Raw genomic sequence first — 14629 nt, 5'->3', positions numbered from 1 at the left:
GAGATGGAAACCCTTTTTGAATTCCTCGTTGCCGCCTTCCTGGTGACAGCCGGGATCTTCGGCATTGTCGGCTCCTTCGGTCTGCTGAAACTCAATGACCCGATGTCGCGCCTGCACGCGCCCACCAAGGCAACCACCCTTGGTGTCGGCGGCGTGCTGCTGGCCTCGATGCTGCACGCCGCAGCGTTTGAGAAGTATTTCTCCTACCACGAGCTGATGATCACCCTGTTCCTGTTCCTGACCGCACCGATCACGGCGAATTTCATTGCCAAGGTGCACATCCACCGGCAGGAAACCCGCGACACCATGCCCGAGGCCGGCGGCGACGATCACTGGGCCACCCATGACACGCCCGAGGATGAGGAACGCCGCCAGGCGTCCCAGACCCCGCCTGCCGAAGAATAAGCACGCCCAGCCAGGAAGGCCTAAACCGTGATCGACACCTCCCGCCTGCCGCTGACCCGTGACCTGGTTCTGGTTGGCGGCGGCCACACCCACGCGCTGGTCCTGCGCAAATGGGGGATGAAACCTCTGCCCGGCGCCCGGCTGACGGTGATCAACCCCGGCCCCACGGCCCCCTATTCCGGCATGCTGCCGGGCTTTGTGGCAGGTCATTACCAGCGGGACGAGCTGGACATCGACCTTGTCCGCCTCGCCCGTTTTGCAGGCGCGCGCGTGGTGCTGGGCGCCGCGGAGCATATCGACACCGCGGCGCAGCTCGTGCATGTGCCGGGCCGCCCGCCGATTGCCTATGACGTGGCGTCCGTCGACGTCGGCATCACCTCCGCCATGCCGGATCTGCCCGGCTTTGCCGAATACGGCATCCCGGCGAAACCTCTCGGCCGCTTCGCCGCCCAATGGGCTGCCTTCCGCGAAGGGGACGGCCCGGCCCGTGTTGCCGTGATCGGCGGCGGTGTCGCCGGGGTGGAGCTGATCCTCGCCATGGCCTATGCTCTCAAATCCCGCGGCCGTCTGGAACAAGCCACATTGATCGACAGCGGCGACGCCCTGCGCGCCATCGGCGCGACGGCCCGCCGCACTCTGCGCCGCGCCTTGGTCGAACAGGGGGTGCGGCTTGAGGAAAACGCCAAAATCGAACGTATCGAGGAAGGCTACATCCTGCTGCAGGACGGGCGCGAGATCCTGTCGGATTTCGCCACCGGCGCCGCGGGCGCCCGCCCCTACGGCTGGCTCACCAACAGCGGGCTGGAACTGAACGACGGCTTCATCCGTGTCAGCGAAACCCTGCAAAGCACAGCCGAAAACGTCTTTGCCGCCGGCGACTGCGCCCATATGGATTTTGCCCCCCGCCCCAAGGCCGGCGTCTACGCCGTCCGCCAGGCACCGGTGCTCTACCATAACCTGCGCGCCCTGATGACTGGCGATCCCTTGCGCAAGTACAAGCCGCAGCAGGACTACCTGAAACTGATTTCCATGGGCTCCAAGGAAGCGCTTGGCGAACGCTTCGGCACCACCCTCGCAGGGCCGCTGATGTGGACTTGGAAAGACCGTATCGACCAGGCTTTCATGGAGAAATTCCGCGACCTGCCCGCGATGGACCCGCCGGACCTGCCCGCAGAGCACACCCTGGATATGGAGGCGGCACTGGGTGACAAACCCATGTGCGGCGGCTGCGGCGCCAAGGTCGGGCGCGACGCGCTGCTCGGCACGCTTGCAGGGCTTGGCGGCACGGACCGCAAGGACATCACCCCCCTGCCCGGCGACGACGCGGCCCTTCTGACCACCGGCGGTGTCAAACAGGTGGTCAGCACCGACCACCTGCGCAGCTTCACCAATGACCCGGTGCAGATGACCCGCATCGCCGCTGTCCACGCGCTTGGCGACATCTGGGCAATGGGGGCCGAGCCGCAGGCCGCCACCGCCAACCTGATCCTGCCGCGCATGTCCCCCGCCCTGCAGGCCCGCACCCTGCAGGAAATCATGACCGCCGCCGCAGAGGCCATGCAGGCAGCAGGCGCTGCCATCATCGGCGGCCACACTTCGCTGGGGGATGAGCTGACCGTGGGCTTCACCGTCACCGGCCTCTGCCCCCGCCCCGCAATCACCCTTGCAGGCGCCAAGCCGGGCGATGCCTTAATCCTGACCAAACCCCTCGGCTCCGGCGTGCTGATGGCCGCAGAAATGGCGGGCGAGGCAAATGGTGAATGGGTCGCCGCCGCGCTGGAGCAGATGGGCCAGCCGCAGGGCACCGCTGCCCGGATCCTGCAGGATGCGCATGCAATGACCGATGTCACCGGCTTCGGCCTCCTGGGCCATCTCCTGGGCATTTGCGAGGCGTCCGGAACCGGGGCAGAGCTGTCCGCCAGCAAGATCCCCCTGATGCAGGGCGCCGCCGAACTGGCAGACCGCGGCATCCGCTCCTCTCTGTTTCCCGCCAACCAGGCTGCTCTGCCAGAGCTGAATACCTCTGGCTGGCAAGACCTGCTGTTCGACCCGCAAACCGCAGGCGGCCTGCTGGCAGCTGCAGCCGCTGATCAGGCTGAAAACCTGCTGGCGCAGCTGCACGCCGCCGGATACCCGGCCGCCCGCATCGGCAAGATCACAGACGGCACCGGAACCATAACCCTCAGCGCCTGACTTCCCGAAAGGGCTGAGGGGAAAGCCCCTCTTGGCCCTTCGGGGCCAATTCACCCCGGAGTATTTTCAGACCAGAAAGAAGCGCAAAGACCGGGGCTTCTGTCTTGTTGCAAATACCTGGTCCCGCTGCGCGTCAGCGCAGCGCCACGCCCAACGGGAGCGGGGTATCGCAGATGCCCCGGCGACGGGCGGGAGATCCCCTGTCAGAGACCAGACATGCACTGCGCCACTTGCGCCGCGGCGGCGTTCAACCCCGCCTCATCCAGCGTATCCGCTTCGACCGTGGCGGCCACCTCCGCGCCAATGGCCGCACGGGACTTGCGGTAAGCGGGGTCGTAGTGTTCCACCATCAGGGCTTGCGTCAACGCAGCCTTGTCCCCCGCCTCGATGCTGGCAAACCAGCCATCCACCACGGCCCCGGAACGATGGGCGCGCAGCGGTCCCAGCTTGTCCCTCAGGCGCTCCGCATCCGACAGGACATCGTCATAAGCTTCCACCAGATACCGGCAGCGCGCTGCCACCGGCACTTGCAAATCGATCCTAGGCGCCTGCTTCATCGCGTCCCAGACGGCGGGCGGGATGATCCGCTGGCCGATCTTGCTCGACTCAGCCTCCACCAGAACCGGGCGGGCCGGGTCCAGTTTCATCAGCGCGCCTGCCAAGGCGGATTCGAACCCCTTCTGCGAGGGTTGCGGCGCCGGCATATCCCCCAGAAGCGAGCCCCGGTGATTGGCCAGCCCCTCAAGATCCAGCACCTGCACGCCCAAGGCCCCGGCCCGTTTCAGCACCTCGGTCTTGGCCGATCCGGTATAGCCGTCCAGCGCCACCAGCCTATGCGGCAGCGCGGCTTGATAGAGCGCCGCATTCACCAGGCGGCGGTAGCTTTGATAGCCGCCCTCCACCACCTCGGCACGCCAGCCGATCTGTTGCAGCATCCAGGTGAACGACCCCGACCGCTGGCCGCCGCGCCAGCAGTAGACCAGCGGCTTCCAGCCGCCCTCATGGTGGCTCAGGCTTTGCTCAATGTGGTTGGCGGCATTGCGAAACACCAGCGCCGCCCCCAGCTTGCGCGCCTTGAACGGGCTGTCCTGCACATAGATGGTGCCGACCTTGGCCCGTTCGTCATTGTCCAGCACCGGCAGGCTGATCGCCCCCGGCACATGGTCTTCCGCAAATTCCGCCGGGCTGCGCACGTCGATCACGGTGTCGAACCCGTGGGCATAGAACTCTTGCAAGGAGGTGAATTTCAGCGCCATGGCCCATGCCTACCCCGCCCGTTCGGCAAGGAAAAGCCGCAATTGCCGCAGCTGCGGCAATAAAACTTGCGCGCACTGCGCACAGTTCAGTAAGGCAATCAGGGCAATGCACACCCGCCCCTGCTGAACGCCCGGCAGCTCCTGAAAGGCAAGAAACAGACGGCCATGAACAACGACCCTTTGGACATCCACACCCTGCCCGGCCACCTGATCCGGCGGCTGCACCAGATCTCCGTGGCCCAGTTCCTGGAACGGATGGCCGAAGAAGGCACCGACCTGACGCCGGTGCAGTTTTCTGCCTTGGCGGCGATCCGGCAGCACCCCGGCATCGACCAGGCATCGGTTGCGGGTCTTATTGCCTATGACCGTGCCACATTGGGCAAGGTTGTGGACCGGCTGGTGGAAAAGGGCCTGGTGGCGCGCCGGGTCTCCCAGGCCGACCGCCGCGCCCGCGAGGTCAGCCTGACCTGCGAAGGCGAAGCGCTGCTGGAGCGCATCCTGCCCATCGTGCGGGCCGCCCAGCCGCGCATCCTGACCGGCCTGACAGAAGCGGAGCAGGACGTCTTTACGAAACTGCTGCAAAAGGCGACCCTGGCGGCCAACGGCCTCAGCCGTGCGCCGCAGCGCGACCTGCCGACCCGCGAGGCCGCCGAATAGGCTCAGATCAGCCGCCCGCGCGGGATGTCCTCCTCCCCGAAAGGCTCAATCAGCTCCGGCCCCTCAGCCCGGTTGGAGTTCACCGCCGGATCGACGCGGTGAAAGTCCAGCACGCCCTCCGCCCCCGGCTGCATCAGCCGGGCAGCGCCATGGCCCTCCTCGCCCAGCCATTTGGCCCAGTCCCCAGGCTCCAGGATCAGCGGCATCCGGTGGTGGATGGCCGACATCCCCTGATTGGCTGCGGTGGTAACAATGGCGCAGGTCTTGACCGGATCATCCTCCCCCCAGCTCTGCCAGACAGCAGCAAAGGCAATCGGCGCCGCGTCACTGCGATGAATGTACCAAGGCAGCCGGGCGCCCTCCTCCGACTTGGTCCATTCATAAAACCCGGTGGCCGGGATCAGGCAGCGCCGCGCGCGGGCGGCCTTGGCAAAGGCAGGCTTCTGCGCAATCGTCTCCGCCCGCGCGTTGATCAGCAGCGGCCCGGCGGTCTCAGACTTGTACCAATACGGCAGGAACCCCCAGCGCATCGCAACCAGCTGCCGCCCCGCACCGCCCGCCTGCACAACATGCACCGCGTTAGTCGGACAGACGTTGAAGTCCGGCACCTGGGGCAGATTATTCGCAGGCTGCGCCGCAAACAGCTGCGCCATTGCATCCGCAGGCAGGGTTATGGCAAATCGTCCGCACATGCTGATTTCTAACCCGGGCCGCGGCGCAGATGCAAAGCCTCGCCGGCTCAACGCTATTCAGCGGCTCTGACAGGATGATAGATAGGCCTTATGACTCTTCAGAATGATCTCCAATCCGCCTTGGGCTTTCTCAACCAGGGCAAGTTCAAACAGGCGCTGAAGCAGTCCAAGGGCGGCATGAAGCGGCACAAGAGCCACCCGGATTTCCCCAATATCGCCGGCATCTCATTGTCGGGCCTGGGCAAGCACCGCGATGCTGTGCCCTATTTCAAAAAGGCGCTGGCACTGGCGCCCGGTTTTCACGACGCCCGCAAGAATCTGGCACAGACGCTGCTGTTCATGCAGCAGGGCGAACAGGCGATGAAACTGCTGGAGCGGGTGCTGAAAGACCAGCCCGGCGACCAGGCCGCGCTCTATCTGAAGGCGCAGGCAGAACTGATCATGAACGCGCTGGAAGCGGCCCTGGCTACCGCCAACGGCGCCTTGGCACTTGATGCCAGACAGCCGCGTATGCTGCGGCTGCGGGCGATGGCGTGGAAAACCCTGGGCGATGAGAAGGCAGCGCTGGAGGATTACCAGGCCACCCTGCGCCTCAACCCCAATGATGTTGACGCGCTGATCAACATCAGCCTGCCGCTGGCCCGGCTGATGCGGCAGGAGGAGGCCACCAGCGCCGCGCAGAAGGCTGTCGCAGTGGATCCCCGCAATATTGAGGCCCGCCGCCGCCTGGCTAGCCAGCTGATCTCCAACGGCGAAAGCGCTGCGGCACGCGAGCAGTGCCTGGCCCTGATGGAGCTGGACCCCAAGGACACCCAGGTTCTGGAAATGCTGGCCCGCCTCAACAGCCGCGAGCAGAACGCAGAGCTGCAGCCCATCGCACAAAAAGCGCTGAAGGCGGCCCCTGCCGGTTCGCTGGACCGTGCCAACATCAGCTTTGCCCTGGCGCGGATCTGCGACCAGGCCGGCGACAAGGCGGCCTTTGCCGCCCACAATGACGAGGCCAACGCCTGTATGGCGGCGCAGAATTCTTATGACTATGAAGAAACCGAGCAGCAGTTCAGCCGGATCATGGCTGCCTTCCCGGCGCAGATCACCCCGGCGGAGACCGCGCCAGACGGTCCGCGCCCGGTCTATGTGGTGGGGATGCCGCGCTCGGGCACCACACTCACCGAAACAGTAATCGGCTCGCACCCGTCAGTTTTCCCGCTGGGCGAACGCGGCGTGCCGGCCTACCTGCTGCATCCCTACCTGGACCAGGATCAGCCGTTCACGCCTGAGGCCGTCCGCAACTTTGTGGCGGAGGACATCAGCCGCCTGCCCGAAATGCCCGAAGGCACCGCGGCCTATGTCGACAAGATGCCCGACAACTACCGTCTTCTGGGCCACCTGCTGACCGCCTACCCGGATGCACGTTTTGTTCATCTTTGCCGCGACCCGCGCGATGTCGCCCTGTCGATCTGGCGCGGCTATTTCTCCGGCAGCTCGCTCACCTATGCCTATGACCTGAAGGCAATGGCGCACCGCTTCAACCTTTATGGCCGGCTGATGCAGCACTGGCGGCAGGTGATGCCGGGCCGGATCTATGACCTGCGCTATGAAAACCTGGTTGCGGATATCGAGGGCGAAAGCCGCAAACTGGCAGAGTTCTGCGGGCTGGAGTGGGTCGAGGATATGGCCCACCCGGAACGGCACGAAGGCCAGGTTCTGACGCTGTCAAATACGCAAGTAAGGCAAACGGCGCACACGCGCTCAATCGGCAAATGGGAGAAATACGCCGATGTTCTGGCGCCCTTCATCGACGGGCTGGACCCGGAAATTTGGCCGGAAATCCGGCCTGAAATCAAAGGTTAACGGACGTTACTTGGTGTAGGCCTTGCGTGCGATCTCGATCCGCGCGTCCATCATCGACATCTCTTTCAGGATCTCCTGCCGGCGGCTGCGGTCGCCGGCCTCGCGCAGCTCCGCCCGCAGGCGCTGCAGCTCGCGCGACAGGCTGACAAACTCCGGCACCCCGCCGCTTTCCCGCACCAACCGGTTGACCAGCTCATTCTCCGGATCCTCGCACTTCGGCAGAGGCCTGCCGGCGCCTTGCAGATTATCAAAGGCGCCGTCCCTCTCGGCAGCTTCGATGCGGGCGTTGATGAGGTCAATCAGCGGGTGGTCCATGCCCGCCATTCTGCCATGCGCGCGGGCGGTGCGAAAGCCCCTGCCCCCCGTTAACGAACGGGTGGCGAAGGTTAAGGATGCTTAAAAATAATGCGGCAGCCTTCCTGCCCGAATGTTTCGCGCGCGAAACATTGGGTCCGATCCGGACCTATGTGCCGCGGTCTATTTCACCTGCAAAATCCGCCCATCGGTATAGGGCGTATAGGGGCCTTGTGCGGCCAGATACTCCGCCAGCACATCCGCCAGGTCGGGACCAAAGTCATAGGCGTTCTTGTCGTCGCCCTCGAACATTGCATAGCCGTCGCCGCCATTGCGGACGTAATCGTTGGTAACCACCACATAGGTCTTGGCCGGATCAATGGGCACAAAGCCGTCGCCTTCAGCCACCAACACCTCTGTGACACGGCCTGCGTTCGGCGCGGCGGAGCTGTCCCAGCTGAATTTCAGCCCAGCGACCTGCGGAAACCGGCCTTTGACGTCCTCCACCTGGCTGACGCCGTTCTCCAGCGCCGCAACCAGCGTCTTGCCGTCAATCTGGAATGTCGAGAGCGTGTTCTGGAACGGCAGGATGGTCAGCACCTCGCCCATAGTAACCTCCCCCGCATCCAGGCTGGCGCGAATACCGCCGGAGTTGGCAATGGCAATGGTCACGCCCTGATCCCTGACCCGATCCAGCATCGCATCGGCCACCAGGTTGCCCATCTGGCATTCCTGCACCCGGCACACATCACGGCCGCCCTCAACGGGTTCCGCCGCCTCTGCCACCACTTTGTTGCGGATCTCATCCAACGGCTGGGCCAGCTCCGCAATCCGGTCCAGCGTCGCCGCGTCCTCGCTGACGGCGGCATCCATGATCAGCGGTTCGCCAGCGGCGCTGACAACATTGCCGGCATCGTCAAAAGTCACGTTCAGCTCACCCAGGAACTTGCCATAAGCATAGGCCTGCACGATCTGCACCCCGTTCACCACGGTCGGGTAAGGCCCTGCGGCCTTCTCTGATGTGCTGGAGAGGTAGGTATTCGAATGACCGCCGACGATCACATCCACACCGGAGGTCTCCGCTGCCACTCGCTGATCCACCCCGTAACCGGAGTGGCTGAGAACCACGATCTTATTGACGCCCTCGGCGGTCAGCCGGTCCACCTCCGCCTGCACCGCTGCCACCGGGTCGGAAAAATGCACGTGTTTGCCGGGGCTCGCCAGTTCATGGGTATCTTCCGGCGTCAGGCCGATCAGGCCGATCCTCTCACCGCCGCGCTCGATCACCGTGGATTTCCTCAGCACATCCGCCAGCGCCGGTTCCTGCGACACATCCGCATTCGACATCAGCACCGGAAAGCCCACGGCATCCATGAACCCGCGCAGCACCTCCGGCCCGTCGTCGAATTCATGGTTGCCCACGGTCATCCCGTCATAACCCAGCTTGGTCATGAACTCCGCCGCGGCCTTGCCCTTGTAATAGGTGTAGAACAGCGAGCCCTGAAACTGGTCGCCGCCATCCACCAGGATCGCATTCTCCGCCCGCGCCCGCGCGTCCGCTATGGCCGTCACCAGCCGCGCGGTGCCGCCGAAACACTTGCCCTCGGCCTGATCCTCCGCATCGCAGGTGCTGTCGTATTTGTTGATCGGCTCGAACCGCGAATGGAAATCGTTGGTGTGCAGAATGGTCAGCTTGTACTCCGCCGCCGCCGCACCGGCGGTCAGGGCCAGGGCTGCAACCGATATGAGAATACGTGCAATCATGAGGAGCGCTCCCGTTGTTCTGTTTTGAGGGGGAGCCTGCGCCCAAACCCCGCGCCGGTCAAAGGGGAAAAGCCGCCATGCTGCCTCCCCTGGCGTCAGCTTGACCGGCGGCTAGCCCCCAATCCCCCTTGATTCCTTTGCAAACGCAGGGCATCAGGCCGATATGCTGATTTACAAGATTTTCCGGGCGGACGAATGGGCCGCGCTGCAGGCCGCGGGCGAGACGCCCGGCGCGCCGATTGATGTGGCGGACGGCTATGTCCATTTCTCCACTGCTAGCCAGGCGGCCGAGACTGCGGCCAAGCATTTTGCAGACGCCGAGGGGCTGACCCTGCTGGCCTGCGATGCGGACGCAATGGGAAGCGATTTGAAATGGGAAATCTCCCGCGGCGGTGCCGAGTTCCCGCATCTCTACCGCAATATCCGCATGGGTGACGTGGTCTGGGCCAAGCCGCTGCCGCTGGTCGGGGGCATCCATCAGTTCCCGGAGGAGATGGCATGAAGCTGACTGAAAAGCTGGCCCTGGCGGCGATGCACCGGATTGATCCGGAGGCGGCACATGGCCTGTCAGTGAAGGCGCTGACCATGGGGCTGGCGCCTGCCCACGGCCCGGTGATCTCTGCCCGGTTGAAAACAACGCTGGCAGGGATCGAGCTGCCGAACCCGGTCGGGCTGGCGGCAGGTTATGACAAAAACGCCGAAGCACTGGCACCGCTGTCAAAGTCCGGTTTCGGCTTTATCGAGGTGGGCGCCGCGACGCCCCGCCCGCAGCCTGGCAACCCCAAACCGCGCCTGTTCCGCCTGACCGAGGACAAGGCCGCGATCAACCGCTTCGGCTTCAATAACGAGGGCATGGAGGCGATCGGCGCCCGGCTGTCGCAGCGCCCGCGCGACGCGGTGATCGGGCTGAACCTCGGCGCCAACAAGGACAGCGCGGACCGCGCCGCGGACTTTGCCAAGGTGCTGGCCCACTGCGGCGCGCATCTGGATTTTGCCACCGTCAACGTGTCCTCCCCCAACACCGAAAAGCTGCGCGACCTGCAGGGCAAGGCGGCACTGTCGGCGCTGCTGGCGGGCGTGATCGAAACCCGCGAGGGGCTGTCGCGCCGGGTGCCGGTGTTCCTGAAGATCGCGCCGGACCTGGACCGCGCAGGGATCGAGGACATTGCCGCAGTCGCGCTGGAAACCGGCATCGACGCAGTGATTGCCACCAACACCACCCTGTCGCGCGACGGGTTGCAGAGCGCCCACAAAGACGAGGCCGGCGGTCTGTCCGGCGCGCCGCTGTTTGAGAAATCCACCCGGGTTCTGGCGCAATTGTCGGAGCTGCTGGACGGCAAGGTGCCGCTGGTCGGCGTCGGCGGTATCAGCACCGCGGAACAGGCCTATGCCAAAATCTGCGCCGGTGCGAACGCCGTGCAGTTCTACACCGCGATGGTCTATGGCGGGTTGTCGCTGGCCGGCGAGATTGCCCGCGGGCTGGACGAACTGCTGGCGCGGGACGGGTTCGAGAACGTCGCGCAAGCGGTTGGAAGCAAACGGAAGGAATGGCTGTGATCACCTATTGGCATTACCCGAAATGCTCAAAATCCCGCGCGGGCCTCGTGCTGCTTGAGGAGCGCGGCGCAGAGGTGCAGACGCGTGCCTATCTGGAGGATGCGCCCTCGGTTGAGGAACTGAAGGCCGTTTTGGCCGCGCTTGGCGTCTCTGCAGTTCAGATGATGCGGACCGGCGAGAAGATCTTCAAGGCGCTGGGGCTTACAAAGGACAGCGCCGAGGAGGAACTGCTGGCTGCGATGGCAGCGCATCCGATCCTGATCGAGCGCCCGATTGCCATCAAGGACGGCAAGGCCGTGATCGGCCGCCCGACCGAGGCGATCGAAACCTTGCTCTGACCGTTTCCCGGCGCGGGAAACGGCCAAAAATCCTGCGAGGATTTTTGGGGGTGCAAAGCACCGGTTTTCCGCGCCGGAAAACAGGCCGGAATTCTCGCAGAATTCCGGCTGTCTCAGACGCCCACCTGCGCCTCTAGCCGCGGGTAGCGCAGGCCCAGCGTCACGCCGCGGGCAATGTTCAGCACAATCAGTGCGGCCCACAGGCCGTGATTGCCAAAGGCCGGCACCAGCACCAGCAACGCCACCACGTAGATAGCCACCGATTGCAGCATCGCCCACCGCATGTCGCGGGTCCAGGTGGCACCGATATAGATGCCATCGAACATATAGCTGGCGACACTGAGCACGGGCAGCACGGCGGCCCAGACCAGGAACATCCGCCCTGCCTCGCGCACCTCCGGCGAGGTTGACATCAGGTCAATGAGCCATGGCCCGCCAACAGCAAAGGCGATGCCCAACAGCACCGCACCGCCCACGCCCCATTGCGAGGTGATCACCGACGCCCGGCGCACGCGATCCCGCGCTTTGGCACCGACAGCCCCGCCCACCAGCGCCTCAGCCGAGAAGGCAAAGCCGTCCAGTGCAAAGGCAGTGATCTCGACAAATTGCAGCAGGATCTGGTTGGCGGCGAGGTTCACGTCGCCGATGCCGGAGCCGATGAACAGGAAGGTGGTGAAGGAGCCGGTGAGCAGAACCGAGCGCACCATGATGTCGCCGTTCACCTGCATCATCCGTTTCAGCCGCGCCGGATCAAAGACCCGCGCCCAGTCGCGCCATTGATCACCACCAAAGGCATCGCGGCAAAGATACAGCCCCAATGCCAGGCCGCTCCATTCGGCGATCAGTGTGGCGATGGCAACGCCTTCCACCCCCCAGCCGAGGCTCAGCACGAACCACAGGTCCAGCACAATGTTCAGCCCGTTCATCCAGACCTGCAGCAGGAACACGCCGCGGGTGCGCTCCACCGCGATCAGCCAGCCAGTGACCGCATAAAGCGCGATGGTGGCCGGTGCGCCCCAGATGCGGATCTGCAGGTAGTCACGGGCCAGGCTTTCGACCTCGGCACTGGCGGGCGCCAGCGCAAAGGCGCCCCAGAACACGGCGCCTTGCGCGATGATAAAGACGGCTCCGGCAGCAAAGGCCAGGAGCAGCCCGCGCATCAGAAGCGCGCCGGTTTCACCCCAGTCCCCCGCGCCGCGGGCCTGTGCCGCCAGCCCGGTGGTGCCCATGCGCAGGAAGCCGAAGATCCAGTAGATCGTTGCCAGAATCACTGCACCGATACCGACCGCGCCGATTGGCGCGGCCTCGCCCATCTGGCCGACCACGCCGGTATCCACGGCCCCAAGGATAGGCACCGTGGCGTTCGACAGCACAATCGGCAATGCGATGCTGAGCACCCGTTTATGGGTGATCTCGGTGTCCGCGCTGGTCATCCGGTCAGCCTTCGCCGTTATTGTCCTGCGGCATCAGGAAATGGCCAGTGGCCTGGGCAAACAGCTTATCCTTGTGGTCCTGCCAGGCCTCCACATGCACCGAGGCATAGCGGCGGCCGGAACGGTTCACCCGCGCCCGTGCATAGGCATCGCGCGGCAGGCCGGAGCGCAGGTAGTCGACGGTGAAGTCGATGGTCTTGGGCTGGCGCGGCAGGTTGCCCTTGGCCATCTCTGCCGGGTCCAGATCACCGGATTCGATGCGCTGCCACAGGTGCGACCAGTTGAGCGTGATCATCGCGGTGATTTCCAGGAACGCCGCCGTCACCCCGCCGTGGATCGCAGGCAGGAACGGGTTGCCGATCAGCTTGTCGTCGAAATTCAGAACCGCTGTCAGCTCATCGCCGCGGCGCTCGAAAGTCACGTTCAGAAAGCGGATGTAGGGCACCGAGTCGACCAGCGCCGACAGGGCTGCATCGCGGCGCTGCTTGACCACCTGGATCGGTTCGGGACGGGGGCGGCTCAAAACTTCTTCTCCACGGTAAAGGCGCCGGAGGCGGTGGCGACGGGACGGTCGGTGTCCTCGTCCATTGCCACGGCGCGGACAAAGGCAACGGTGCGGGTGATCTGGTGGCAGGTGGCGCGAGTGGTGATTGCCTGCCCTGGAGTGGCGGGCCGCATATAGTCGATGCGCAGGTCGATGGTGGCGGTGCCGCCTGGGGCGGACGGGTGGCTCATCACCGCTGCGCCGCAGCATGTGTCCATCAGGGCTGAGACCGCACCGCCGTGAATGACGCCGGTGGCGGGATCGCCGATCAGCTTTTCATCATAGGCCATGCGGATCTCGGCGGTGCCGTCGCCGATCTCTGTCAGCTTCATACCCAGTTGCTTGGCGTGCGGGATTGCTTCGATGAACTGGCGCGCGAGCTCTGTCTTATCGGCCATGGGGCTGTCCTTTGAAATCTCTGTCCCATCTTTGGACCCGGTCCGGCGCAAGCGCAAGTGTGCCGCCACGGAGGTTGCACTGTTCGCTGCAAGTGCATAGGTTCCCGGCAAGGGAGAAGACGGATGGCCGACAACAGATTGTCATTCAAGGAAATGTGCGCCGAGTTCGAGGTCACGCCGCGAACGCTGCGCTATTATGAATACATCGAATTGCTGCATCCGGACCGCGAAGGCCGGTCGCGGTTTTACGGCGCGCGGGAGCGTGCCCGGATGAAGCTGATCCTGCGCGGGCGCAAATTCGGCTTTCAGCTGGAAGAAATCCGCCAATGGCTGCTGATCTACGAGAAAGAGGGCAACGACGCCCAGAACCATGCTTTCATGGAAATGGCCGACCGCCAGCTGGTGGAGCTGGAAAAGCAGCGCGTCCAGATCAATGAGGCCATTGAAGAGCTGAGCGCGCTGCGCGAAAGCACCCGGGCACTGCTGAAGTAAGCCCTGCACATCTTGCCGAAAGTGAAACCCTGCCCCGGTGGCGGGGTTTTCTGTTTGCAGACCCAGCAGCCGGATTCGCCCCGGTTCCTGGCCAGAAGCGCTGCCGGAACCCGTCTGCAGGCAGCAAGCAGCTCCATAACGTTACGTCACTTTATGTGCGTTTTGCGAACCAGTAACACCATGCAAAGTGACGCAACGTACAACTTACGTAAACGTAAAGTAAGTCTTGATCGAAATCCGGACTGCGACCAGCTTAGTCCTGCACCAAGCCGTAAGAGTGACGACGATGACCGAAGAAACCATGACCATCCGCGAGATGTGCGAGGCCTTTGACGTGACGCCCCGCACGCTCCGGTTCTACGAAGCCAAGGAACTGCTGTTCCCGATCCGCGACGGCCAGAAGCGGCTGTTCACCAAACGCGACCGCGCCCGGCTGAAGCTGATCCTGCGCGGCAAGCGGTTCGGGTTCAGCCTGGAGGAAATCCGCCAGCTTTTGGAGCTGTACCATGTCGGCGACCAGCAGGTGACCCAGCTCACCAAAACCTATGAGGTCGCGCGTGAACGGCTCGCCGATATGGAGCGCCAGCGCGAGGAGCTGACCGAGGCAATCGAGGACCTGAAGGACCAGCTGGCCTGGGGCGAGAAGATGATCGCCTCAATGAAGGCCAAGCAGGAGGCGGCCGAATAGGCCGCCGCCCCGCCCTTTCCTGCCGGCCTGCCCGGCATTGACCTGAGCAACACGACCCTGAAGAGGA

16 protein-coding genes are annotated in these 14629 nt (G+C 64.4%); 9 read left to right on the top strand and 7 right to left on the bottom strand.

Translation table 11 applies throughout. From position 1 onward, the window contains the following. Positions 1-3: 3 nt before the first annotated feature. Together ACXAHG_RS17830 and selD are read left to right on the top strand one after the other, a co-directional pair. The gene (locus tag ACXAHG_RS17830; RefSeq protein ID WP_475042683.1) at positions 4-405 is read left to right on the top strand and encodes a Na+/H+ antiporter subunit G; all 402 of its coding nucleotides are present in this window, start codon (positions 4-6) and stop codon (positions 403-405) included. A 30-nt stretch (positions 406-435) separates the two neighbouring features. After that, positions 436-2598 carry a selenide, water dikinase SelD gene (selD, locus tag ACXAHG_RS17825; protein WP_475059474.1) on the top strand — a complete coding sequence of 721 codons (2163 nt, stop codon included), beginning with the start codon at positions 436-438 and terminating at the stop codon, positions 2596-2598. Positions 2599-2801: 203 nt separating this feature from the next. Here selD and mnmH read toward each other — a convergent pair whose 3' ends face one another. Next, a complete protein-coding gene (gene mnmH, locus ACXAHG_RS17820; protein WP_475059454.1) occupies positions 2802-3854 on the bottom strand; it encodes a tRNA 2-selenouridine(34) synthase MnmH in 1053 nt (350 codons plus the stop codon). A 165-nt stretch (positions 3855-4019) separates the two neighbouring features. Between mnmH and ACXAHG_RS17815 the strand changes: the two genes are divergently transcribed. Further along, complete coding sequence (locus ACXAHG_RS17815; protein ID WP_475059452.1) at positions 4020-4511, top strand: MarR family winged helix-turn-helix transcriptional regulator; 492 nt, start codon at positions 4020-4022, stop codon at positions 4509-4511. Between the two features lie 2 nt (positions 4512-4513). On the opposite strand, the gene ACXAHG_RS17810 is transcribed toward ACXAHG_RS17815, so the two are convergent. Beyond that, positions 4514-5203 carry an SOS response-associated peptidase gene (locus ACXAHG_RS17810; protein WP_475059450.1) on the bottom strand — a complete coding sequence of 230 codons (690 nt, stop codon included), beginning with the start codon at positions 5201-5203 and terminating at the stop codon, positions 4514-4516. A 90-nt stretch (positions 5204-5293) separates the two neighbouring features. Here ACXAHG_RS17810 and ACXAHG_RS17805 point away from each other — a divergent pair, with 90 nt between their 5' ends. Next, positions 5294-7054, top strand: a complete 1761-nt coding sequence (locus ACXAHG_RS17805; RefSeq protein WP_475059448.1) for a tetratricopeptide repeat-containing sulfotransferase family protein — start codon at positions 5294-5296, stop codon at positions 7052-7054. Between the two features lie 6 nt (positions 7055-7060). Here ACXAHG_RS17805 and ACXAHG_RS17800 read toward each other — a convergent pair whose 3' ends face one another. Beyond that, entirely contained in the window at positions 7061-7369 is a 309-nt protein-coding gene (locus ACXAHG_RS17800) for a DnaJ family domain-containing protein (protein WP_475059445.1), read from the bottom strand. A 162-nt stretch (positions 7370-7531) separates the two neighbouring features. Beyond that, complete coding sequence (locus ACXAHG_RS17795; RefSeq protein WP_475059443.1) at positions 7532-9112, bottom strand: bifunctional metallophosphatase/5'-nucleotidase; 1581 nt, start codon at positions 9110-9112, stop codon at positions 7532-7534. A gap of 163 nt (positions 9113-9275) precedes the next feature. On the opposite strand from ACXAHG_RS17795, the gene ACXAHG_RS17790 reads away from it, so the two are divergent. The 3 genes from ACXAHG_RS17790 to arsC are packed head-to-tail and all read left to right on the top strand — an operon-like array spanning position 9276 to position 11007. Continuing rightward, positions 9276-9614: a DUF952 domain-containing protein gene (locus tag ACXAHG_RS17790; RefSeq protein WP_475059441.1), complete on the top strand. Its 339-nt coding sequence runs from the start codon at positions 9276-9278 to the stop codon at positions 9612-9614. After that, on the top strand, positions 9611-10669 hold the full coding sequence (locus ACXAHG_RS17785) for a quinone-dependent dihydroorotate dehydrogenase (protein WP_475059438.1): 1059 nt from the start codon (positions 9611-9613) through the stop codon (positions 10667-10669). The genes ACXAHG_RS17790 and ACXAHG_RS17785 overlap by 4 nt, the downstream gene beginning before the upstream one ends. Beyond that, on the top strand, positions 10666-11007 hold the full coding sequence (gene arsC, locus ACXAHG_RS17780; protein WP_475059471.1) for an arsenate reductase (glutaredoxin): 342 nt from the start codon (positions 10666-10668) through the stop codon (positions 11005-11007). Before ACXAHG_RS17785 ends, arsC begins: the two co-directional genes overlap by 4 nt. Positions 11008-11120: 113 nt before the next feature. Here the strand turns inward: arsC and ACXAHG_RS17775 are convergent, their stop codons facing one another. The 3 genes from ACXAHG_RS17775 to ACXAHG_RS17765 are packed head-to-tail and all read right to left on the bottom strand — an operon-like array spanning position 11121 to position 13382. Further along, positions 11121-12440, bottom strand: a complete 1320-nt coding sequence (locus ACXAHG_RS17775) for an MATE family efflux transporter (protein WP_475059436.1) — start codon at positions 12438-12440, stop codon at positions 11121-11123. A 4-nt stretch (positions 12441-12444) separates the two neighbouring features. Then, positions 12445-12963: a PaaI family thioesterase gene (locus ACXAHG_RS17770; protein WP_475059433.1), complete on the bottom strand. Its 519-nt coding sequence runs from the start codon at positions 12961-12963 to the stop codon at positions 12445-12447. After that, complete coding sequence (locus ACXAHG_RS17765; RefSeq protein WP_475042667.1) at positions 12960-13382, bottom strand: PaaI family thioesterase; 423 nt, start codon at positions 13380-13382, stop codon at positions 12960-12962. The genes ACXAHG_RS17770 and ACXAHG_RS17765 overlap by 4 nt, the downstream gene beginning before the upstream one ends. A gap of 123 nt (positions 13383-13505) precedes the next feature. On the opposite strand from ACXAHG_RS17765, the gene ACXAHG_RS17760 reads away from it, so the two are divergent. Together ACXAHG_RS17760 and ACXAHG_RS17755 are read left to right on the top strand one after the other, a co-directional pair. Next, complete coding sequence (locus ACXAHG_RS17760; protein ID WP_475042666.1) at positions 13506-13874, top strand: MerR family transcriptional regulator; 369 nt, start codon at positions 13506-13508, stop codon at positions 13872-13874. Positions 13875-14160: 286 nt separating this feature from the next. Next, a complete protein-coding gene (locus ACXAHG_RS17755) occupies positions 14161-14562 on the top strand; it encodes a MerR family transcriptional regulator (RefSeq protein WP_475042664.1) in 402 nt (133 codons plus the stop codon). Positions 14563-14629 lie beyond the last annotated feature (67 nt).

The sequence above is a fragment of the Leisingera sp. ABD4_442 genome (assembly GCF_056160905.1).
Note: the sequence above shows the minus strand (reverse complement) of the source record. Positions and strands in the feature narration are given on the sequence as shown.